The sequence below is a fragment of the Paenibacillus mucilaginosus 3016 genome, from assembly GCF_000250655.1.
Taxonomy (GTDB): Bacteria; Bacillota; Bacilli; order Paenibacillales; family NBRC-103111; genus Paenibacillus_G; species Paenibacillus_G mucilaginosus.
In genome coordinates, this window is the sequence record NC_016935.1 from 6,069,318 (window position 1) to 6,089,980 (window position 20,663).

The 20,663-nt window shown below is 62.6% G+C and carries 22 protein-coding genes and 2 pseudogenes; 2 read left to right on the plus strand and 22 right to left on the minus strand.

Features of this window, described 5'->3' with window-relative positions:
* Nucleotides 1-60: 60 nt before the first annotated feature.
* From PM3016_RS24740 to PM3016_RS24775, 8 genes are all read right to left on the minus strand, one after another.
* Complete coding sequence (locus PM3016_RS24740; RefSeq protein ID WP_013919382.1) at nt 61-1,185, minus strand: type II asparaginase; 1,125 nt, start codon at nt 1,183-1,185, stop codon at nt 61-63.
* Between the two features lie 13 nt (nt 1,186-1,198).
* Nucleotides 1,199-2,026, minus strand: a complete 828-nt coding sequence (locus PM3016_RS24745) for a TIM barrel protein (RefSeq protein ID WP_013919383.1) — start codon at nt 2,024-2,026, stop codon at nt 1,199-1,201.
* Nucleotides 2,027-2,071: 45 nt separating this feature from the next.
* Nucleotides 2,072-2,950, minus strand: a complete 879-nt coding sequence (locus PM3016_RS24750) for a carbohydrate ABC transporter permease (RefSeq protein WP_014371379.1) — start codon at nt 2,948-2,950, stop codon at nt 2,072-2,074.
* A 3-nt stretch (nt 2,951-2,953) separates the two neighbouring features.
* Entirely contained in the window at nt 2,954-3,832 is an 879-nt protein-coding gene (locus tag PM3016_RS24755) for a carbohydrate ABC transporter permease (protein ID WP_013919385.1), read from the minus strand.
* Nucleotides 3,829-5,136, minus strand: coding sequence for an ABC transporter substrate-binding protein (locus tag PM3016_RS24760; protein WP_014371380.1), 1,308 nt, complete (start codon nt 5,134-5,136; stop codon nt 3,829-3,831). The genes PM3016_RS24755 and PM3016_RS24760 overlap by 4 nt, the downstream gene beginning before the upstream one ends.
* A 290-nt stretch (nt 5,137-5,426) precedes the next feature.
* Entirely contained in the window at nt 5,427-6,248 is an 822-nt protein-coding gene (locus PM3016_RS24765) for a PfkB family carbohydrate kinase (protein WP_014371381.1), read from the minus strand.
* Nucleotides 6,249-6,524: 276 nt separating this feature from the next.
* Complete coding sequence (locus PM3016_RS24770; protein ID WP_014371382.1) at nt 6,525-7,289, minus strand: UTRA domain-containing protein; 765 nt, start codon at nt 7,287-7,289, stop codon at nt 6,525-6,527.
* Nucleotides 7,290-7,529: 240 nt separating this feature from the next.
* A complete protein-coding gene (locus tag PM3016_RS24775) occupies nt 7,530-7,802 on the minus strand; it encodes an HPr family phosphocarrier protein (RefSeq protein WP_014652131.1) in 273 nt (90 codons plus the stop codon).
* A gap of 229 nt (nt 7,803-8,031) precedes the next feature.
* Between PM3016_RS24775 and PM3016_RS24780 the strand changes: the two genes are divergently transcribed.
* The gene (locus tag PM3016_RS24780) at nt 8,032-8,388 is read left to right on the plus strand and encodes a hypothetical protein (protein WP_013919390.1); all 357 of its coding nucleotides are present in this window, start codon (nt 8,032-8,034) and stop codon (nt 8,386-8,388) included.
* 127 nt (nt 8,389-8,515) lie between these two features.
* Here PM3016_RS24780 and hrpB read toward each other — a convergent pair whose 3' ends face one another.
* From hrpB to PM3016_RS24810, 7 genes and pseudogenes are all read right to left on the minus strand, one after another.
* Nucleotides 8,516-10,081 (minus strand): ATP-dependent helicase HrpB, encoded by a 1,566-nt coding sequence (gene hrpB / locus PM3016_RS41605; RefSeq protein ID WP_476638824.1) that lies wholly within the window; start codon nt 10,079-10,081, stop codon nt 8,516-8,518.
* Between the two features lie 22 nt (nt 10,082-10,103).
* Nucleotides 10,104-10,997 (minus strand): annotated as a pseudogene (locus PM3016_RS41610) (DEAD/DEAH box helicase); the annotation flags it as partial.
* Nucleotides 10,998-11,241: 244 nt separating this feature from the next.
* Nucleotides 11,242-11,778, minus strand: coding sequence for a chromate transporter (locus PM3016_RS24790; protein ID WP_014371385.1), 537 nt, complete (start codon nt 11,776-11,778; stop codon nt 11,242-11,244).
* Between the two features lie 93 nt (nt 11,779-11,871).
* A complete protein-coding gene (locus PM3016_RS24795; protein WP_014371386.1) occupies nt 11,872-12,501 on the minus strand; it encodes a chromate transporter in 630 nt (209 codons plus the stop codon).
* A 329-nt stretch (nt 12,502-12,830) separates the two neighbouring features.
* Nucleotides 12,831-13,235, minus strand: a complete 405-nt coding sequence (locus tag PM3016_RS24800; RefSeq protein WP_013919394.1) for a hypothetical protein — start codon at nt 13,233-13,235, stop codon at nt 12,831-12,833.
* 199 nt (nt 13,236-13,434) lie between these two features.
* A complete protein-coding gene (locus tag PM3016_RS24805; protein WP_013919395.1) occupies nt 13,435-13,647 on the minus strand; it encodes a YwbE family protein in 213 nt (70 codons plus the stop codon).
* Nucleotides 13,647-13,832 (minus strand): hypothetical protein, encoded by a 186-nt coding sequence (locus tag PM3016_RS24810; RefSeq protein WP_013919396.1) that lies wholly within the window; start codon nt 13,830-13,832, stop codon nt 13,647-13,649. Before PM3016_RS24810 ends, PM3016_RS24805 begins: the two co-directional genes overlap by 1 nt.
* Before the next feature lie 206 nt (nt 13,833-14,038).
* On the opposite strand from PM3016_RS24810, the gene PM3016_RS24815 reads away from it, so the two are divergent.
* Nucleotides 14,039-14,476: a FixH family protein gene (locus PM3016_RS24815; protein ID WP_014371387.1), complete on the plus strand. Its 438-nt coding sequence runs from the start codon at nt 14,039-14,041 to the stop codon at nt 14,474-14,476.
* A 50-nt stretch (nt 14,477-14,526) separates the two neighbouring features.
* Here the strand turns inward: PM3016_RS24815 and PM3016_RS24820 are convergent, their stop codons facing one another.
* The 7 genes and pseudogenes from PM3016_RS24820 to miaB form a co-directional block, all read right to left on the minus strand.
* Nucleotides 14,527-15,225, minus strand: coding sequence for a sulfite exporter TauE/SafE family protein (locus tag PM3016_RS24820; protein WP_014371388.1), 699 nt, complete (start codon nt 15,223-15,225; stop codon nt 14,527-14,529).
* A 15-nt stretch (nt 15,226-15,240) separates the two neighbouring features.
* Nucleotides 15,241-17,193 (minus strand): copper-translocating P-type ATPase, encoded by a 1,953-nt coding sequence (locus PM3016_RS24825; RefSeq protein ID WP_014371389.1) that lies wholly within the window; start codon nt 17,191-17,193, stop codon nt 15,241-15,243.
* A gap of 115 nt (nt 17,194-17,308) precedes the next feature.
* Nucleotides 17,309-17,413 (minus strand): annotated as a pseudogene (locus tag PM3016_RS40230) (heavy-metal-associated domain-containing protein); the annotation flags it as partial.
* 264 nt (nt 17,414-17,677) lie between these two features.
* Nucleotides 17,678-18,175, minus strand: a complete 498-nt coding sequence (gene nikR / locus PM3016_RS24830; RefSeq protein WP_013919401.1) for a nickel-responsive transcriptional regulator NikR — start codon at nt 18,173-18,175, stop codon at nt 17,678-17,680.
* A gap of 136 nt (nt 18,176-18,311) precedes the next feature.
* Nucleotides 18,312-18,476, minus strand: a complete 165-nt coding sequence (locus tag PM3016_RS38830; protein WP_013919402.1) for a hypothetical protein — start codon at nt 18,474-18,476, stop codon at nt 18,312-18,314.
* Nucleotides 18,477-18,653: 177 nt separating this feature from the next.
* Nucleotides 18,654-19,100 carry a YlbF/YmcA family competence regulator gene (locus tag PM3016_RS24835; protein WP_013919403.1) on the minus strand — a complete coding sequence of 149 codons (447 nt, stop codon included), beginning with the start codon at nt 19,098-19,100 and terminating at the stop codon, nt 18,654-18,656.
* 24 nt (nt 19,101-19,124) lie between these two features.
* A complete protein-coding gene (gene miaB, locus PM3016_RS24840; protein ID WP_014371390.1) occupies nt 19,125-20,597 on the minus strand; it encodes a tRNA (N6-isopentenyl adenosine(37)-C2)-methylthiotransferase MiaB in 1,473 nt (490 codons plus the stop codon).
* Between the last annotated feature and the right edge of the window lie 66 nt (nt 20,598-20,663).

Here is a 20,663-nt window from a genome sequence, read left to right on the forward strand (position 1 = left end):
CGGGGGACTCTCGCGGAAGAACCCTTCCGGGCCCTTCCGCCTGCATGGCCGCCTTCTCTCTTAGTACTCGTCGAAGAACTGCTGAATCCGGGCCGGGTCATTCGTCGACGCCAGCGCCAGCATGAGCAGGATCCTCGCCTTCTGCGGATTGAGCGAATCGGACGTTACGAATTTCTTCTCGTCATCCTGCGCGGAATGGGTCACCGTCCCGCCGCCCGTACGGGAGGATCTCACGATTACCGCACCGGCCTCCTGCGCCGCCTTCGCGCCGGCCTCTCCCTTCTTGGACAGGGAACCGTCACCCGAGCCTGCGATGACAATGCCTTTGGCCCCCGCTTCCACAGCGGCTTTGTACAAATACTCTCCGTCATTCTGGTAGCTGTAGAGAATATCCACCTGCGGCAGCTCCGAGAGGTATTCGATATTAAACTTGCTGTCTACGGTATGCTTGCGGGTCGATTCGCTGTAGAAGTGGATTTTGCCTCCCGAGATCATGCCCAGATAGCCGTCCTCGACGGACTTGAACGTATCCAAGGACGTCGTATGCGTCTTGGTGATGAAGCGGGCGGCGCCGATCCGGTCATTGAGCAGCACGAGCGCCCCCTTGCCCTTGGCTTCCTCGCTGCCGGCGAGCTTCACGGCGTTGTACAGGTTCATCGGACCGTCCGCGCTGATCGCCGTCGACGGTCTCATCGCGCCGACGACCACCACCGGCTTTTCGCTTTTGACCACGAGATTGAGGAAATAGGCCGTCTCCTCCAGGGTATCCGTGCCGTGCGTGACGACTACGCCGTCCACGTCGCTTGAGGAGAGCAGCACGTTGATCCGTTTGCCCAGAGCCAGCAGCGTGTCATTCGTGATATCCGGGGAGCCGACATTGGCGATCTGCTCGCCGCTGACGTTCGCGATCGATTTCATCTCGGGCACGGCCTTGATCAGGGTATCCACCGTGGTCGAACCGATCGAATATCCTGTCGTCGCCGTATTCGAAGCCGCCACCCCCGCAATGGTGCCGCCGGTCGCCAGAATTTTGACGTTCGGGAGCTTCGCCTCCCGGACATCCTTCTGCGTGCCCGCCGCTTCGGAAGCCGTTCCGGCCGCGGTGGCCGCCGGGACCGACGGGAAGCAGAAGGTCAGGGTGTGGGCCAGCAGTGCCGCCGTCATGATTTTGTGCATCGTTTTCATCTATAATCTCCTCCTATGGATGGCTGAAACCTAAATAGATCAAGCTGTCTCTCGAAGCCTTCTCCGGATCCCGGTTATACTGGGGGCCGATCAGCTCCAGACTGAGCGCTCCGCGGTAACCGATCCGCTGCAGGCTCTCCCGGAAAGCGTCCAGCGGATAGACACCCTCTCCCCAGGCAAGGTGGGCCGAGGTTTTCCCGTCGCCGTCGAGAAAATGAAGATGTACCAGTTCTTCCCCGAAGGCCTCCCCGTACGCCTCCAGCGTATCGCCCGCCAGCATCATTGGGACCGTGTCGAGCAGAATCTTCAGCGCCGGAGAATCCACTTCCCGGTGCATCCGCTGCAGCGACGCGAGATCGGTGACCAGGTTGGAGCCGAAGCGGGACAGGGGCTCGAGCAGCAGCGTCACCCCGGCCTCCCGGGCCTCATCCGCCAGCTCGGCAAGCGAGGCCCTTCCCCGCTCCCACGCCTCCTCCCTCGGTTCGTTGAAGAACCCGTATCCCGCCGTCACGAGCAGACGGGAGCACTCCAGCGTATTGGCCGCGCCGATCGCCCTCCGGAAGTAATCCAGACTCCGCCGGCGGCACGCCTCGTCCTTCGCCGACAGATTGACCGGATAGATGCACTGCTCCGGTGTCAGGCAGACCAGCTCCAGGCCGCGCTGCCGCAGCCCGCCGAGCACCTGCCTGAGGTCGGCATGCCCGAGGTCCGGGAGGAACAGGTGCGGCGCCCCTCCCCAGAGCTCCACCGCATCCAGCCCGAGCCGTACGGTCGAATCCAAGAAGTAGTCGAGCGGATACCGGTGGTAATGAAGATTCATATTCGCTATTCGATTCAACATGCCTCTCCCCTTATTCATCGCTACCTGATCGTTCAAAGCCTGCAGCTATCCCTTCACCCCGCCGTCGCCAAGACCTCGGATGAACACCTTCTGCATCGCCACGAACATCGTGACGAGGGGCAGAGCCGAGAGCGTAAGCCCGGCCATCAGCACGCCCCAGTCGGTGGACAGGGCGTCCCGGAACGCCATCAGGCCGGCGGTTATCGTCTTGACCGCGTCGCTGTCGACGAAGATGATCGCGAACATGAATTCGTTCCAGGCATAGTAAGCCGTCTGCAGGGCGGCCGTCAGGATGATCGGCATGCTCAGCGGCAGGAAGATCCGGAAGAGAATCCCGAGGCTGGTGCAGCCCTCCAGGTACGCCGATTCCTCATACTCCTTCGGCAGCGCCACGAAGAAGGAACGGATGAGGAGGACGATCAGCGAGGTTTTGAACGCGACATACGGAAGAATCAGCGTCCAGTGGGTGTCATAGATGCCGATCGCCTGCACCAGTTTGTACAGCGGGATCAAGCTTACCTGCGGGGAGAACATCAGGCCGGCCGACAGCAGGGCCAGGATCAGATGCTTGCCCCGGAAGCTGAAGCGCGAGAGCCCGTAGGCGCTGAAGGCGCTGAACAGCACATTGAACACCACCGTCATGCCGGTCACGATGACCGAGTTCATGAAATAATCCGACAGCCCCTGCTTCCATGCCGCAGTATAGTTCGAGAACATCCACTGCGCGGGCAGCGACCAGGTGCGGCTGTAGATATCGTTCGTTTCCTTGAACGAGCTGATCACCATCCAGAACAGCGGATAAGCGACCGCCAGGAAGTACAGCAGGAGCAGCAGGGACACACAGACCGTCCCGATCACGGAAGCGGCGGAGTAAGATCTTCTGCGGGTGCGCTCCCTCGACAATGCAGCAGGTAAAGTCGTCATGGCTTATCTCTCCCGGCCCGTATTGAACAGCTTCGACTGCACGAGATACAGCATAAAGGTGATGATCAGAATCATGTTGGCGACCGTGGAGGCATAGCCCATCTCGTTATCCACGAACGCCTTGCGGTACAGGTAGGTGCTCAGCACCTGGGAGGCATCCCCCGGTCCGCCCTTGGTCAGGACGAACACGTCGCTGAAGACGAGAATCGACTGGGACAGCGTATACACCGTCACGACGAACATGATCTCCTTGACCTGCGGGAGGGTGATATGGAAGAAGCTCTGGATGCGGCCGCAGCCGTCGATCCGTCCGGCCTCGTACAGCTCCTGCGGAATCTTCTGGATCGCGACGATATAGAGCATGGTCGTATACCCGAGCCCCTGCCACTGCCCGATGCTGATGACGGCGAGCATGGCGGTCTTGCTGTTGCCAAGCCACCCCGTCGTCCATTCCTCCAGTCCGATCGAGCGGAGGAAGCCGTTCAGCAGGCCGATCTCCGGATGATAGATGAACCCGAACAGGAGACCGATGATCGACACGGAGATGAGCACCGGCAGGAAGTACACCGTGCGCAGCAGCGGGGCGACGGCTCGCAGCAGCCGGTCTTCCAGCACGGCGGCCAGCACGAGGGCTCCCAGGACCTGCAGCAGCACCGAGACCAGGACATGCAGCAGGTTGTTCTTCAGCGCCGAGTAGAAGAGCGAATCCTGCAGCAGCCTCGTATAATTACCGAGCCCGATGAACCTTCGGTCCGAGGAAAAAGGGCTCCAATCGAAGAGGCTCGACTGCAGATTCTGTACGACGGGATAATAGATGAACAGGATCATGACCAGCAGACTGGGGGCGACATAGAAGTAGGGAGTCAGCCTGCGGTGTGTCATTTCGCGGCCCCTTGAACCTCTTTGGCGGCCGTCTGCACATCCTTCATGATGCGGGCGGGATCGGACTCGCCGTTGAGCATCTTCTGCACGCCCGAGAGGTACGGCTGGAATACACGGCCGTCGAGCACGTTATCGATCCACAGCGCCATAGTGTCCGCTTGCTCAAGCTGCTGTGCCGCTTCCACCATATTCGGGATGACCGCCGAGCTGCTGTTCACGGCCCCCTTCACCACGCTGAGGTAATTCGTTTCCTTCACCCACTTCTCCGCCATCGCCTTCGAGGTAAGGAACTTCACGAACTCCACCGCCTCCTCCGGATGCTTCGTGGCAGCGGAGATCATGAAGCCCTCCGGCGCCCCCGTCAGCACATCCTGCCGGCCCTTCCCCTCCTCGATGGTCGGGAAGTCGAACAGGCCCCACTGGAACTTGACGTCCTTCATGAACCGGAATTCGTTGGTCTCAAAGTACGCCACCGCCGATTTGCCGTTCAGGAACAGGTTCTTCTCATCCTCGTGCGAGAGGGCGTTCGGGTCCGCGTTGAAGTAGGGCCTCAGCTGCTGCAGCTTCTCCAGCGCCCCGATGTAGGCCGGATCGGTGAACTCACCGGTGGTGCGGTGATAATCCTTGGCCAGCACTTCCGGGGCGACCATCCGCTGGTTGAGCGTCGTCAGGTAATGACCCGCAACCCACGGCGCCTTGTTGCCGAGACCGATCGGGGTATAGCCCCCCTCCTTCAGCTTGCCAAGCACGGAGATGAATTCGCTCCAGGTCTTCGGAGGCTGCAGGTTCAGCTGCGCGAAGATATCCTTGTTGTAATAAAATTTCTTGGCGTCGATGGAGAACGGCACTCCGTAGATTTTGCCGTCCTTCGAGAAGGAATCGAAGTAAGCCTTGTTGATGGAGCCGGACCAAGCGGGATCCGCTGCGGCATAAGAGGTGAGATCAAGCGCTTTACCTTCGCGGATGAATTTCTCCCCGTACTCGCCCACCCAGGTGAAGAACAGATCCGGGGGATTATTGTTGCCGAGAAGCACATTGATCTTCTGCTTGTAGTCCTCCCCGAGAATGTTGATCACCTGGATCTCCACATTCGGATGAAGCTTCCGGAACTCTTCGATGACACCGTCGAAGTATCCTTTCATCGGCTGATTCGGCCAGCGGTGCAGAATCGTCAGCTTGACCTCCTCACCGCCTCCGTCCTTCCCCTGCGCCCCCGCCGCCGGAGCCGATCCTCCGCCGGAGCAGGCTCCCAGCAGCAGCGTGCCGATCAGAAGCGCCGATGTTCCCCACATTCTCTTCTTCATGGATGAATCCCCCTTACTCATTTGAGTTTCGTCCGTACTTCCCGTTCCTTCCCATTCCTCCCGTACTGACCGGCCGCCCTCACGCTAGATGCGCATGCTGTATACCCCCCCTTAGATTGTTATATGTTGTTATAGTATAATATATATCATCGATGTCACGAGGTGTCAATACCAATTTTAAAAGGAAGCGTTTTCTAATGTCATATAATCTAACATAAATTAGATTGAAGAACTGAAAAAGCCGGTTCATGTAATGGTAAGTTACATGAACCGGCTTGGGATTGCTTATTCTACTTGGCGATCCCGTAACCGAAAGCGCCGTATAGGCCGCAGGTGGCGGCGGCCGCTTCCGCCGCACGGCCGAGAGCCCGGCGCATATCCCTGCCGGGATGGTATTCCGTGAGAAACGCTCCGATGAAGGAGTCGCCCGCCCCCATCGTATCGACCACCTGTGCGGCGGCCGGCCTTTGCTCAAACCGTGTTCCGCGTTCCGAGAAGAGGGCCGGCTCGCCTCCCCGGGTCACCCCTACCACGGCGGTTCCCAGCCGGTGCACCTTGTCAATCAGCCGGTCCGTTTCTTCCCCCGACAGCCCGCTGCCCGAGAAGAAGGCATAGGTCAGATAAGGACAGATCCGTTCCAGATCCTCCTGCGTGTATTTGACCGGTGTCGAGAAATCATAGGAGATTACCCGGCCGGCCAGACGCGGCAGCTCATGCTCGATCTCGCTGTTCACACTGGCATGCACCACATCGAAGCCGTCGATATAGCCGAGATCCTGCGGAGTCAGCCGGAGGGCCAGCAGCGACTGTACCCTCACCTCCCGGTTCGTACCCAGGAACACCCGGTCCCCGTCCTCATTCAGCGACACCCTGGCTTCCCCGCTCGGGCCGCAGACGCGCCGGATCCGCTCGGTACCGATCCTCTCCCGCTGCAGGCAAGCCAGGATATGATCCGACGCCGCGTCGCTGCCTACGATGCCTAGATAAGCCGCCGCCAAGGCGCCGCTCCGCCTGCTTGCCACAGCGACATTCAGGGCGTTGCCCCCCGGATACATCAAGCCCTGGTCCTGATAATAATCGATCACATTATCCCCAATCCCGATCAGCTTCACTGCCTCGCCCCCGTTTCCTGCGAGTTCCGCCCGAGGTCCATCCTGCCGGAACCCACAATTGTTATATATCATAATATAATAATATATATCATTGCTGAGGGAGGGGCGTCAATCCCGCTTCACAAGATCACTGGCCTGCCTTCCGTTAAGGACAACGCACGTTGAACCTATCGGATGACGGAAACGAGCTAAAGCGAGTTATACTCCCATATGTCAAAAAAAGAACCGCACGCTGCCGGGGAAGGATCGCTGACCCTCCTGATGCGTGCGGCTCCTTTACCATTCGCCGTAAGCCTGAAAATCACCCTTGTCCGCTTTGTCCGTATCGAGCGTAAAAATCACCTTGCTCGTCATGAAAAGGGAATGCGACAGGTGCAGCACCCGGCCGGACTTGTCGCTGCTCTTCTTCTCGATGACAAACAGCGGAGCGCCCCGGTCACAGCGGAACAGCTCCGCTTCATATTCGGAGGCGAACACGACTTCGAGCGACTTCACGGACCGGCTCATTTCGGCCCCGTACCTGCTCTTCAGGATACTGTAGGTCGAAGCGGATTCCCCGATGTGCTTCTCGAGGTCGGGCAGATGTCTCAGGGGATAGTGCGAGGTTTCGATGATGAAGGGCTCGTTGTCGATAAACAGAAGCCGGTGAAGCTTCAGAACCGGGTCTCCGGCCGGGATGCCGAATTCGGCCGCCAGCGTCTCGTCCGCAGCCATGACCGTGTTCGAGAGAATCTGCGAGCTCGGCGTCTTGCCCGAAGCCATCGTCAGCTCGGAGAACCCGCCGACCGAGATCAGCTCCCTCTTGACTTTCGTTTCCTTGACGAACGTGCCTTTGCCCTGCTGGCGGTGCAGAATGCCCTCCTCCACCAGATCGCTGATCGCCCGGCGGGCGGTGATCCGGCTCACCCCGTAGGTCTCGCAGAGCTCCGATTCCGGCGGCAGCTGCTGCCCGGCCTTGTAAGTGCCCCGCAGGATCGCCTCCTTGAGGATCTGCTTCAATTGGGAGTACAGGGGCTTTTGGCTCGTATTGTTCAGTTTCATAGGTTATTGCTCCCATCCTTAAGGATCATAGGTTAGCCGAAACCCGATGTACACGCTTTATTTTCACAATATATCATAAGTCGTATTATGTCAAAAGTCGTCATTCGTTATATCGCTCCCCGCGTCCTCAGGAATGGATTGCGCAGGAAAAAGGGAGACGGCCGCCGTGGAAACAATTCCCCTCCCGCGGCAGGCATGCAAAAACACCCCCTGGGTCATGGCCCAAGGGGTGCATCCGTATCAGGATCTCCATTCCTGCCGTTCAAGCAGCGAGGCGATCCGCTCCAGCGCTTCTTCTTCATCGTTGCCCTGGGCCAGCACCGTGACCCGGGTCCCCCTGCGCAGGGGCAGCATCATCATGCCGAGCAGGCTCTTCGCATCGAGCTGAATCCGCTCGTTCTCGAACTTGATCTTTATATCAGAGCGGAATTGGCTCGCCTGCTGGGCGATCCGCTGCAAATGGTCGGGCTGAAGATCTTCAGGTACCGTCACATCATGTACTCTCAAAGGCATACCTCCGTTCTTTCTTGTCATTATGTAATCGGGGTGAAGTCATTATACTACAGAACGGCGATTCCCGGAAGCGGTTGCAAGCATTTTCATAGAAATCGGGCGCCCTCCGGAAAGACCCCGACCTTGGTCCAGTTTCCGTACCGCCTAAGGACGGTTTGCACCGGGAGCCGGATGCGCTACAATAAGGACATAGCTCCACAAGTTTAACGCGGGGGACCGGTGAAAGCCAGTGAAATGGGATCAAAAATGGAATTACAAATCGAATCGGAAATGGGACTGGAAGCGGGTCGCGGGCGCCGTCCTGATCGGACTCGGCATCTGGGGCATGTTCTTCTGGGGCGGGCTCGCCGGGTTCTTCACGTACCTGTTCGCCTCGGTGCTGCTCGGGTTCGGCTACATGCTGTGGCGCGGAGCCGATACGCTCCTCAAGCGGATCTGCAGCGGTGCGGCCATGGTCGCCGCCGCGGCGCTGATGCTCTTCAAGCTGAACCTGCTGCTCGGCATGCTGCTCTCGCTGGCTCTGCTCTACCTGGGCTGGCGGCTCATGCGGCCGGCCGGGATGTACTTCGGTACGTTCCGCTGGTAAGCGACGGAAACACCGGGATAGATGGAACACCCAAAAACCCTCCCTGCCGCCTGCGCGGTAAGGAGGGTTTGTTCGTCTGTCCGGGAACGGGCGGCAGTTTCCTGCGCTTCAAAGCGGCCGTCTCTCTTTACGTCCGGGGGCGTACCCGGCTGGTCGGCACCGCCTCCAGCGGATCGTCCGGCCAGTAGTGCTTCGGATAGCGGCCCTTGAGGTCCTTCTTCACCTCAAAGTACCCCTCCCGCCAGAAGCTGGCGAGATCCTTCGTCACCTGCACGGGGCGCTGCGCCGGCGAGAGCAGGTGCAGCACAAGGCCCACCTTCCCGCCGGCGATCCGCGGCGTCTCCCGCAGGCCGAACAGCTCCTGCAGCCGCACGGCCAGCGCCGGAGCGTCCGGGTTGCTGTAGTCGACCGGGATCCGGGAGCCGCTCGGCACCGTGACGTGCGTCGGCACGAACTCGCCGAGCTGCTGCCGCTGCGGCCAGGGGAGCAGCGACTCCAGCGCCTCGAACAGCGGCACGCGCTGCAGGTCCCCCCGGCTCTTCATGCCGTAGAGGTGCGGGGCGAGCCACTCCTCCAGGCTGCCGAGCAGCGCCTCGTCGGACACATTCGGGAAGTCCCCGCGGTGCCGGTGCAGGAAGCCGATGCGCTCGCGGAGCTGCCGGGCGGCCTTCGACCAGGGCAGCAGCCCCAGGCCCTCGAGCCGGATGCCTTCGAGCAGCGCCTGCAGCTGGCGTTCCGGGTTCAGCTCCGCGAGCACCGTCTCCTTCAGGAGCAGCGCGCCGAGCAGCTCCCGCCTGCGGCCGCGGACCGCACCGGCGCCCCGGTCCCACGCGATGCTCTCCTCCGTGCGGATCGCCCCGGCGGCCCCGCGGCGCAGTTCTTCTTCCTCCAGGGGGGCGGCCAGCCGGATGCGGCTCTCCGCCCCCTGGTCGTCCAGCTCCGCCGCTACGATATACGCAGCGTTCCAGAGCAGCTGCTGGCGGGGCAGCACGGCGCCTCGGCCGCTGCTGAGCAGATAGCGGCCCCCGCCGCGGTTCTGGCCGATCCGCTCCGGATAGGCGAGCGCCAGGCAGACCCCGCTCGATGCCGGGCTGCCCTCGCCTTCGCCGGCCCGCAGGCCGAGCTCGCGGCGCCACACCTTCGCCTCCGCGGCAATCCGCTGCAGGGCCGCATCATCGGCCCCGCGGCCCTGGCGGCCGCCCGAGCGGAGCAGCTCGACGCGCGAGCGAAGATCGGCGTCGTCGGCCGCGCCGAGCACGTCCCGCTCGCCGAGCAGGGCGGCGAGATCGCACGCAAGGCCGCCGAGGCCGAGCTCTTTGGCGCGCAGCAGCATGTGCGCCAGGCGCGGGTGCAGCCCGAGAGCCGCCATCGCGCGGCCGTGGACCGTGACGGCGCCGCGCCCGTCGAGCGCCTCGAGCAGCTGCAGCAGCCCGGCCGCCTGCGCATAGGCGCCGGCCGGCGGCGGATCGAGCCACGGCAGCGCGTCCGGGCCGCCCGCGCCCCAGGCAGCCAGCTCCAGCGCCAGCGGGGCGAGATCCGCCTCGCGGATCTCGGGCACGCGCTGGGGCGGCAGCTGGCGGTGGTCGGCCTCCGACCAGAGCCGGTAGCAGACGCCGGGTGCCAGCCGGCCGGCGCGGCCCCGCCGCTGGTCGGCGGAGGCGGCCGAGACGCTCACGGTCTCGAGGCGGCTCATGCCGGTCCGCGGGGAGAAGCGGGGGCACGCGCATCAGCCCGCTGTCGATCACGACGCGGACGCCCTCGACCGTGAGGCTCGACTCGGCGATCGACGTGGCGAGCACGACCTTGCGTGTGCCCGGCGCGCAGGGCGCCAGCGCCGCATCCTGCGCCTCCTGCGGCAGCATCCCGTAGAGCGGCGCCACCTTGACGCCGGGGCCGAGACCGCGCTCCGCAAGCAGCCCGGCCGTCCGGCGGATCTCCCCGGCGCCGGGCAGGAAGACGAGCAGATCGCCTTCCTGCTCCGCGAGCGCCTGTACGATCACGCGGGCCGCCGCCGGCTCGATGCGCCCGTCCGCCGGACGGGCCAGATAGCGCGTCTCAACCGGGAAGCTGCGCCCCTCGCTCGTCACGACCGGCGCCCCGCCGAGCAGCTGCGCCACCGGTTCGGCTTCCAGGGTCGCCGACATGACGAGCAGGCGCAGGTCCTCGCGAAGCACGCTTTGCGTCTCCAGGCTGAGCGCCAGGCCGAGATCCGCCTGCAGGTTCCGCTCGTGGAACTCGTCGAAGATCAGCAGGCCGACGTCCTCGAGCGCCGGGTCGCTCTGCAGCATCCGCGTCAGGACACCTTCCGTAACGACCTCGATGCGCGTCTTGGGGCCCACCTGCGTGTCGAGCCGCACCCGGTAGCCGACCGTGGCGCCGACGGATTCGCCGAGCGACCGGGCCATGAACCGGGCGGCCGAACGGGCGGCGAGGCGCCGGGGCTCGAGCATGACGATCTTGCGTCCGTCCAGCCACGGGGCGTCCAGCAGGGACAGCGGCACCCGGGTCGTCTTACCCGCTCCGGGCGCGGCGATCAGAACGACGCCGGAATGGGACGCCAGCGCCCCGTGCAGCTCGTCCAGCACTGAATCTATAGGCAGATTAGCCATGTAGGTATCACTCCATAATCCCTTGATCTGAAAGAAGTCCCCAAATAAACCTCATTGTAACACAGCCCGGGCGCAGAGATAAACGGCGGCTCTGCTGCACTTTCCTGCTGGAAACCACTCTCACAGAGCAGCAGGTCGCGTACAGCCCGCTGGTCCCTCGTCCGTGCCGCTGCTGCTGAAGCCCGCCACTTCCCCCCCAACGTCAAAAGGAGCCCCTCAGGGACTCCCCAACCCGCTGGAACCTTTATTGAAAAAAGGCAATGCCGAGCAGCCCCGACAGGGCCAGTACCGCCAGCGGATGCAGCTTGTATCGCACCATCGTATAGAGCGATACGCCCATGATGACGAAGAGGCCCGCCGTATGCCAGGTCAACCACGGCATCCCCTCCTGCGGAAGGAGAAAATGCAGGGCCGCATAGAAGATCATGCCCGTGATGACCGGCTTCAGCCCGTAAAATGTATTCTTCACCCACTCCGACTTCTCCCCGCGGAAGAGGAAGGCACTCAGCAGAATGATCAGCGTCAGCGAAGGCAGAATCATGCCCGTCGTCGCCGCCAAAGCCCCGAGCGCTCCTGCGGCCTCGTAGCCGATCAGCGAAGCGCTGTTCGTTGCGACCGGTCCGGGCGCCATGCCGGCCAGCGCCGTCAGCTCCGTGAACCGGGTGTCCGAGACCCACCCTTGCGCCAGCACTTCGTGCCGGATCAGCGGGATCATCGCATACCCGCCGCCGAAGGAGAATAAGCCGATTTTCAAAAATACGGCAAACAATGTCCAGAGCATGCCTCCGCCTCCTTTCTTCCTTCATGTCCGATGAAACCGGATTCCGGATGATGTTCTTATTCCACAAAGCAGCCTTACCCAGAGCTGCTGAACTTAAATGCCGTCGGCTATATAATAGTCGGCATACTTATAAGAAGGCGCCGCAGCTGCCGCAGCCGGCTCCTGGCGGAGCAGCCGCCCGCCTTCCCGCTTCACGCGGAAGAGGACGGCGGCATGCCCGAGCAGAAGGCCCGCGGCGATCAGCCCGATCGGATGCACGCCGAGCAGCAGGAGCACCAGAGCGGCGGCTGCCGTAATCATTGTGCCCCGGTCCACCAGCGAAGAGCGGCCCATATTGTACGCCGACACCAGGATGAGCGCCGCCACACCGGCCTGAATGCCGGCCAGCGCCGCAGCCGCTTTCGGGTGATGCTGCACTTGGGCGAAGGCCAGCCCGAGGACCAGAACAATGAGGAAGGTCGGCAGCGTAATGCCCAGGATCGCCGCTGCCGCCCCCGGAACACCTTTCATCCGGTACCCGATGAAGGCCGCCGCGTTCACTCCGATTCCCCCGGGGGCCGACCCGGCCACGGCAAGGCCGCTGCTCATTTCCTCCCGGGTGATCCACTGCCTCTTCTCCACGAATTCGCGCTCGAGCAGCGGAATCATGGCATATCCGCCGCCGAACGTCATCGGGGAGATGCGGACGAACGACCAGAACATCTTCACGAGAAGTGTGCCCACCGCAATCCCTCCTTTACTAAAGACCGGCATTACTACATTTGTAACCCGAATGTTTCTTATACCCTCATTATACTCTTCTTTTTATCATTTTGGAATAATCAAACGCATAGAAACGGGGATAAGCTCATCAGAATCGCTGAATCCATCCATAAGATCCTCTGATGAATCGTGTCATCCTCCTAGTTTCATCCAATGTGGACTATACTCCCCCATCTCCATGGGAATACACCGGATTAGCCTCCGGTGAACCGCCGCAGGCCTTGAAGTGCAAAAAAGCCTGGACCTCCGGTCCAAGCTTCCCTTCTCTCTCTTCCGGCCCGCCGGATGTCCTACCATCCCGGCGGCTCCGTGCCGATCGGCGGCCCGCTCCGTCCCGCATAGCCGTGCACATGCCGGGGCACCGAGAGCATCGTCGTGTAATATCCACCCTTGGGCTGGAACGGTTCGTCGTCCAGCTCCCCCGACGCTTCGTGATAATGCTTCCCGCCCGGCAGCGGGATCGCTGGCCCGGTTTGGCCCGTCACCCGGTGAAAATGGCTTCCGTCCGCCATCAGGGTATGCCCCTGAAACATATGGATATGCCCGTCTTCTCCGGTTCCGTTGACGGCATACGTGTACAGCAGCATATGGTGGGTATGTCCAAGGGCCGGCGCGGTGCGGATCCGGAACTCATGCGCATGGGCGGGCCCCTCGGGCTCCACAGTCCGGTTCGCGTGCAGGGATTGCGGGTTCATCTCGCGCCTCCTCTCCTTTTGCCCTATATATACGCCGGTCCGTACCCGCTCATGTCTGCCCGGCAGCCGGCTGTCGGTTTCATAAGCAATCACGTCCCCCCGCCGGCCGGCCTGCGAAGACGGAACCTGACGGCCGGGTTCCGTTCCAGGTGGATGCAGCGCTCCCGCTTTTCGGTCCGCATAACAAAAAAACCGGGAGCTACAGCTCTTCCGGTTTGGCGATTTCCTGTACGCGGCCGACTTGTCCGTCGGTCAGGCGCACTTTGATGCCGTGTGGGTGTGTCGGCGAGTTCGTAAGAATGTCCTTGACGATCCCCCGGGTCAACCTGCCGGTCCGCTGGTCCTGCTTGAGCACCACGGCCACTTCCAGGCCCGGCCGGATGTCTTTGCGGCTCCTGCCGCCCGGCACCATCACTGCGTCTCCGGCAGCGGAAGCCAGCCGGTGTAGATCGCGTAGTAGAACAGGAATGCGCTTGCGAACCCGAGTACGATACAGGTCCAGGCGATCGGTTTTCTCTTTTGGAAGAACAGCACGAAGGCCGCACTGAAGAATGCCCCCATGACCAGGAGGCTGAGCAGCAGCTTGATGGTTGCCATAGCTTACGTATTGCCCCTTTCTGAATCTGACCCTTCCAAATTACCATATTTCCGCCCAAAATGACACCTTGCCCTTCCCCCATCCATGACAAATTCATGAAATGCATAAAGGCGGGAAGCAGCGGGTACTTATTAGAGAATTCCCTGCCGCTGCTGTTCGGCCGCTGCGGGGTGTGTAGAATCGTTGAAGGGGAGGGGGAGCACCAATGAGGAACTGGCTCAAAGGAGGCCTTCTGACCGCCGGTGCGGCGGCCGCCGCCCTGCTCTGGGCAGCGGGCGGCGCTTGGCCGGGCGGTGCAGCGGAAGAGGCCGATCCGCCGTACAGGGAGTTCGCCGCGGGGGAATACAAAGTGGAGGTGGCCCTGCCCGGAGTCCCGGCACAGGTGCTTCAGGAGAACCCGCTGGCCGTGTCGGTGAGGAACGCTGCCGGCGCCCCTGTCTCAGGCGCTGCGGTTCAGGTCGACATCACGATGCCCGGGATGTTCTGCGGCACGAGCAGCAGCGAGCTCCAAGAGACGGAACCGGGCCGCTACACAGGCAGCGGGATCCCGCTGATGCCCGGCCGGCAGACGGCAGGGGTGACCGTCCGCCTGCCCGGGGGAGAGTCGCTGCAGGTGAGCTTCCCTTTCTCTGCCGAGCGCTGAGGCTGAGTGAGCTGCCGCGTCCCCGCCGGGCTGGGCTGGGCGCAGGAGCCTTACCACAGCCAGGGATGGATGGACGGAATCCATCCCCCGGCGGCAAGGCCGCGCAGCATGCAGAGCACGCCGATCGTGACCGCCAGCGCCCGCCCGGCGGACCTTGCCCGGCTGCGCAGCGCCCGGCCCAGACGGCGGGCGGACAAGCCGGCGAGCAGCAGCGCCGGCAGCGTGCCGAGCCCGAAGGCGGCCAGGAGCAGCGCCCCGCGGAACGAAGAGCTTCCGGCGGCGGCGTTCATCTGCATTGCGTAGGTCAGACCGCACGGCAGGAAGCCGAGCAGCAGCCCGGCCAGCAGTGCGGCTGCGGGGGTCCCCCGGCCCTTCCAGCGGCGCCCGAGACGCTCCGCCGAGCTCCACAGCCGCTGCACGGCTCCGGGCAGCGGTACCCGCAGCCGCGTGCCGCGCAGCGCCCACAGCAGAATCAGGACGCCGCCGAGCAGGGCAGCCGTTCCCTGCAGCCGGGCCGTACGGCCGGCCCCGTCGACGAACGACCCCAAGGCGCCCATGAAGGCGCCGAGCGCGGAATACGTCAGGATGCGTCCCGCGTTATAGCAGAGCAGAGCCCGCAGCGGCCGGCTGCGGGCTTCGAGCGCTACCCCGGCGGCCGTCCCCCCGCACATGGCGAGGCAGTGCGGGGCGCCGAACAGGCCGCCGAGCAGCGCAAGAACAAGATCCGCTCCTATGTCTGTCAGTTCCATAGGTGAACTCCCCCCTTATGCCCGCTGGAGCCTGAGCGCGTTGCAGACCACCGTCACCGAGCTCAGCGCCATCGCGGTACAGGCCATCCACGGGGCCAGCTGCCCGCTCACGGCAAGCGGGATCGCCAGCACGTTGTAGCCGAGCGACAGCAGCAGGTTCTGGTAGATGACCCGCATCGTCCTGCGGCTCATCCGGTACGCTTCGGCGACCCCGCCCAAGTCGCCCCGGTGCAGGTGCACGCCTGCCGCCGCCAGCGCGGCATCGGTCCCCCCGCCTACGGCAAGGCCCGTGTCCGCCGCGGCCAGGGCCGGCGCGTCGTTGATCCCGTCGCCCGCCACCGCGACCCGGCGCCCTTCCCGCTGCAGCCGCCGCACAAGCTCCAGCTTCTGCTCCGGGCGCATGCCGGCATACCAGCGGGAGATCCCCGCCTGACCTGCCGTTCTTCGGGCGGCTTCCTCGTGGTCGCCGGTCACGAGGATCACCTTCACGCCGGCGGCCTCCAGCTGACGCACGGCGGATCGGGCCCCCGGCCGCAGCGGGTCGCTCAGGGCCGCCAGGCCCAGCCAGCGCCCCGCGGAGGCGGCGTAGAGCAGCTGGCGGCCTTCGCCGAGCCACTGCTGCTCCTGCGCGTCGCCGTGCGGCAGCGGGACGCCCAGGCTCTCCAGCCAGCGCCGGCTGCCGAGGAGGACAGTGCAGCCGTCCACCTCGGCGCGTACGCCGCAGCCCGGCACCGCTTCAAAAGCCGCCGCCTTCGGCAGCGCCAGGCTTCGCCGCTGCGCTTCCCGCACGACCGCTCGGGAGAGCGGGTGCTCCGACGCCTGCCCGGCGGCAGCCATAAGACGCAGCAGCGAGGACTGTGTCATCCCCGGTGCGGGATACAGCCCGCTGAGCCGCGGCTTTCCGGCAGTGAGCGTGCCGGTTTTGTCCAGGAGCAGCACCCCCGTCCCCTGCAGCTCCTCCAGCGTCCGACCTTCCTTGAAGAGGACGCCCTTCTGGGCCGCCCGTCCGGAGCCTACGAGCACGGATACGGGCGTAGCCAGCCCAAGCGCACAGGGACAGGCGATGAGCAGGACGGCGATCGCCTTCTCGAGGGCGCCCGCCGCATTCCCCGTCTCCCCCTGGAAGTACCACCAGCCGAAGGTGAGCAGGGCCGTCAGCACGATCAGCGGGACGAAGACGCCGGACACCCGGTCCGCCAGCCGCTGGATCGGCGCCCGGCTCTCCTGGGCCGCTTCCACCATGCGGACCATCCGGGCTACAGTGGAGGAGCTCTCCGGTGCCGTCACCTGCACAGTCAGCGCCCCGCTGCCATTCAGCGTGCCGGCCATGACGGGGGCGCCCGCCCCTTTCTCCATCGGGATGCTCTCCCCGGTCACCGCCGATTCGTCGACCTCCGAGCGTCCCTCGAGCACCGTCCCGTCGAGCGGCACCTTCTCTCCCGGCCGGATCAGGATCGTTTCCCCGGCCGCAATCTCTCCCACCCGCCGGCTGATCTGGCGGCCTTCCGCCAGTACCGTCACTTCCGCCGGCTGCAGCTGCCGCAGCAGCGCGATGCTGTCCGCCGTCCGCCGCTTGGCCGCCGCCTCCAGCCATTTGCCGAGCCAGACGATGGTAAGAATCATCACGCTCGTGTCGAAGAAATAATAGCCGTGCTCTCCCCCGCCATGCGCCACCGGCATGCCGCCTGTGTGGAACAGCCGGTAGTGGCTGTACAGATACGCCGCCGAGCTGCCGAGCACGATCAGCACGTCCATCGAAGCCCCGCCGGCCCGAAGCGCCTTCCAGGCCCGGATGTAGAACGGCCCGCCGAGCACGAACTGCACCGGTGTAGCCAGGGCTAGCTGGAACCACGGGTTCAGCAGCAGCGGCGGCACCCACAGCGCAGCGGTCCAGGCATGATGGGGGGCCATCGCCCAGAGGAAGGGCAGCAGGGCCCCGCCCCGCCAGGAACGCCCGGCGGCTGGCATGCACTTCCTCCCGGGCCGATCTTTCCCGCGCGCCCTCCCGCTTGGGAACGGCCCCGAACCCGAGACGCTCGATCCGGGCAATGACCGTCCCTCCGTCCGTACGCACAGGGTCCATGGTCACCGAGGCCCGGTTCAGCGCCAGATTGACGTGGACCTGCTCCACGCCCTCCAGCTTGCCTACCGCCCGTTCAATCCGTGCGGCACAGGCCGCGCAGGTCATCCCCGTAATATCGATCGTCAGCTGTGCCGAAGCCAGTGACGGTGTGGTCGAGCTCACTTTCCATCCCTCCGCTTCATCCCCTAACTGATACAATATATGGACGGGCACCGCACCTCATGACTCCCCGGCATTGGGCAAAAAAAAGAACCGGCCCGCCGGCCGGCACTTTTACGCTTATTCTTTTGTATGCCGGACCCAGCCGGTATGCCTTACTTTGCGGCTCCCCTGTTTACCGAGAGGATCCGGCCGGCTGCACCGTACGATTTAGAACCGCTGCCCTGAGGACGACCCGCGGGCATGCGTATGCCCATGCGCCTCGGAAGGATGACCGCCGCCACCGGCATCCGCATACGTCACGGACAGCTCCGCATACAGCACGCCCTTTTGCACCTGAATGCGCTGATGCAGCTCCCGCAGCCGGGACAGCACGCCGCGGACTACGATGACCTCCATGCACTGATCGTGATTGAGATGCACGTGCATCGTCGATATGATGTCATGATGGTAATCGTGCTGCAGCTCCATGAGATACAGCGGCAGATCGGTCATATGGTGGTCGTACACCATCACGATCGTCCCCGCCACCGTCTGCGCGCCCTGCAGGGCACTGGGCTCGAGCAGCACCCGCCGCACAAGATCCCGGATCGCTTCGGACCGGTTCGTGTAGCCCTGCTCCGTAATGTACTGGTCGAACTGTTTGACGAGCTCATCAGGCATCGATACGCCGAACCGGGTCAGCACATCCTTCTCCGTTCCCGTCATCCCGTCTCCCCCTTCCCGCTTCCAAGCTTGCTTTCAGTCCATTGTAGCACACCGGAGCGGGAATAGGCACGGGTAGAGGCCTGAGCCCTTATGCTGTCGCAAGAAGCCCCTAGAAGTGAAAAGAATTCCTTAGAAGTTAAAAGAACGCTTCCCGGGAATGCTCCCGCAGGTTCGCTACCTCCGCCATCAACCGGGACTTCTCTTCCTCCGATAACGCCGCATGGGCATTGATTTCATCCACCAGCGCGATCAGTTCATCCCGGTTCTCCGGGTTTACCGTGAATTTGACGAGGTTGTCCACGCTCGATTCCTCCCTTGAGGCCCGAAGGCCGTTCTCCTTAGGAAGGATTGCCGGTTTCTGCCTGTTTTATGCCCCTGCCTCCCCTTCCCTTCCCTTCCCTTCCTATCCGGGTGCAGCAAAAAGGACCGGCAGCCGCCCCTAGTCAGAGACAGCCCACCGGTCCTTATCGCCGTACAATTACTCGCTGCAGCTTGAGGAGGCTTCCGCCTTGCCCTCTTCCACGTTGATCTTCTCCGAGATCGAATCCCGGATTACCGACATGACGAGCTGAAGAAGATAGTTGATATCTTCCTGCGACTGCTTGAATTCGCTCACGATTGGAATCGAATCCAGCTGATCCTGCAGCTCGTCGACTTCCTTCTCGATCTTCTCGACCATCTTCTTGTTCTCGAAGGATTGGAAGGCCACGATCTCCTTCTGCTTCTTCTTGATCGCGCTGATCAGCGTCTGAATCGAATCGTTGTTCGAAATCTGCCGCTCCGCCTTCTGGTAGAACTGGACCTCGTTCGATGTCGAGATCAGCTCGGCCAGTTCCCGCGCTTTGTTCAGAATATCCTCACGTACGATGAGTTCGGTATTCGTATACTGCTCCATGCCGCAGTTCGTATATTTGATCTCTGCCATTGCCGCGCACGCCCCTACTTTTTCTTATTGTACTACGGCCTGCTGCACCCAATCCCCTTTGATATAAAAGGTCGGTGCGTCCGTAATATGCACTTGTACCAGCCGGCCGACCAGTTCCTCCGGGCCTTCAAAATGCACAAGCTTGTTCGTCCGTGTCCGCCCCGCGAGCACCCGGTCATTGTTCTTGCTGACGCCTTCGACGAACACCTCCACGGTCTGGCCGAGAAGCTTCTCGTTGCTGCGCTTCATATTCTCGCTCAGCACGTCGTTCAGCCTGCGCAGGCGCCGGCTTTTTACGTCCTGAGGCACCGTGTCTTCCATCCCGGCAGCCGGAGTGCCCTCCCGCGGAGAATAGATGAAGGTAAAGGCAAAATCGTACCCGACCTCCCGTACCAGCGCCACGGTTTCCTCGAACTGCTCCTCGGTTTCTCCCGGGAAGCCGACGATGAAGTCGCTTGTCAGCACGACATCCGGAATGGCCGCCTTGATCTTGGCCACCAGCTCCAGGTACTGCTCCCGGGTATACTTGCGGCTCATCCGCTTCAGCACTTCATTGCTTCCCGACTGCACCGGCAGGTGGATATGCTCCATCAGGTTGCCCTTCTGCGCCAGCACCTCGATCAGATGGTCGTCGAAGTCCCGCGGATGGCTCGTGGTGAAGCGCACTCTCGGAATGTCGATCTTGCGGATATCGTCCATGAGGTCGCCGAACCGGTACTCCAGATCCTCGAAGTCCTTGCCGTATGCGTTCACATTCTGTCCGAGCAGCATCACTTCCTTGTACCCTTGGCGCGCCAGCTCCCGCACCTCAGCAATGACATCCTCCGGCCGGCGGGAACGCTCCTTGCCGCGCGTATAAGGGACGATGCAGTACGTACAGAACTTGTCGCAGCCGTACATGATGTTGACCCAGGCTTTGAGCCCTTCGCGCTTCTTCGGCAGGTTCTCGATGATGTCGCCTTCTTTGGACCACACCTCGATGACCATTTCCTTGCTGAACATCGCTTCTTTAACCAGGAAAGGCAGGCGGTGAATGTTGTGCGTTCCGAAGATAAGATCCACGAACGGATGTTTTTTCAGAATGCGGTTCACCGTCGCCTCTTCCTGGGACATACAGCCGCATACGCCCAGCAGCAGGGAAGGCTTCTCGGTCTTGAGGTGCTTGAGGTGGCCGAGCTCGCCGAACACCTTATCTTCCGCGTTCTCACGGACGGCACAGGTATTGAGCAGGATGATGTCCGCCTGCCTGCGGTCTTCGGTGGCCCGGTAGCCCAGTCCCTCGAGCAGCCCCTTGATCGTCTCCGTATCATGCTCGTTCATCTGGCAGCCGTACGTCTGTATCAGATAATACTTGTCCCGCCCGAGTTCTCGCAGTTCCTCCGGGATACTGAAGTCGTAATGCACCGTGATGTCTTCCTTGCCCCGCTTTTTCGCGTCACTCAGAGAGGGTGGTTGAAAATATATCGAATAATCTTTAGCCTTCGATTGAGTCGTCATAGATTCCGTTTCCTCCTGAAGCCAGCCGTGCGGCCCATGCCGTGATTAACCCTTCCATTATAGCAT

Coding starts and splice junctions, on each gene's coding strand:
- PM3016_RS24835 (WP_013919403.1), bottom strand. CDS start 19,100: ATGGCAGAGATCAAATATACGAACTGCGGCATGGAGCAGTATACGAAT.
- PM3016_RS24775 (WP_014652131.1), bottom strand. CDS start 7,802: ATGCCTTTGAGAGTACATGATGTGACGGTACCTGAAGATCTTCAGCCC.
- PM3016_RS24755 (WP_013919385.1), bottom strand. CDS start 3,832: ATGACACACCGCAGGCTGACTCCCTACTTCTATGTCGCCCCCAGTCTG.
- PM3016_RS24825 (WP_014371389.1), bottom strand. CDS start 17,193: ATGCCAGCCGCCGGGCGTTCCTGGCGGGGCGGGGCCCTGCTGCCCTTC.
- PM3016_RS24760 (WP_014371380.1), bottom strand. CDS start 5,136: ATGAAGAAGAGAATGTGGGGAACATCGGCGCTTCTGATCGGCACGCTG.
- PM3016_RS24750 (WP_014371379.1), bottom strand. CDS start 2,950: ATGACGACTTTACCTGCTGCATTGTCGAGGGAGCGCACCCGCAGAAGA.
- PM3016_RS24820 (WP_014371388.1), bottom strand. CDS start 15,225: ATGGAACTGACAGACATAGGAGCGGATCTTGTTCTTGCGCTGCTCGGC.
- PM3016_RS24740 (WP_013919382.1), bottom strand. CDS start 1,185: ATGAAAACGATGCACAAAATCATGACGGCGGCACTGCTGGCCCACACC.
- PM3016_RS24745 (WP_013919383.1), bottom strand. CDS start 2,026: ATGTTGAATCGAATAGCGAATATGAATCTTCATTACCACCGGTATCCG.
- PM3016_RS24805 (WP_013919395.1), bottom strand. CDS start 13,647: ATGGTGCCGGGCGGCAGGAGCCGCAAAGACATCCGGCCGGGCCTGGAA.
- PM3016_RS24790 (WP_014371385.1), bottom strand. CDS start 11,778: ATGCTCTGGACATTGTTTGCCGTATTTTTGAAAATCGGCTTATTCTCC.
- PM3016_RS24810 (WP_013919396.1), bottom strand. CDS start 13,832: ATGGCAACCATCAAGCTGCTGCTCAGCCTCCTGGTCATGGGGGCATTC.
- miaB (WP_014371390.1), bottom strand. CDS start 20,597: ATGACGACTCAATCGAAGGCTAAAGATTATTCGATATATTTTCAACCA.
- PM3016_RS24815 (WP_014371387.1), top strand. CDS start 14,039: ATGAGGAACTGGCTCAAAGGAGGCCTTCTGACCGCCGGTGCGGCGGCC.
- nikR (WP_013919401.1), bottom strand. CDS start 18,175: ATGACGGGAACGGAGAAGGATGTGCTGACCCGGTTCGGCGTATCGATG.
- hrpB (WP_476638824.1), bottom strand. CDS start 10,081: ATGAGCCGCCTCGAGACCGTGAGCGTCTCGGCCGCCTCCGCCGACCAG.
- PM3016_RS24770 (WP_014371382.1), bottom strand. CDS start 7,289: ATGAAACTGAACAATACGAGCCAAAAGCCCCTGTACTCCCAATTGAAG.
- PM3016_RS24800 (WP_013919394.1), bottom strand. CDS start 13,235: ATGAACCCGCAATCCCTGCACGCGAACCGGACTGTGGAGCCCGAGGGG.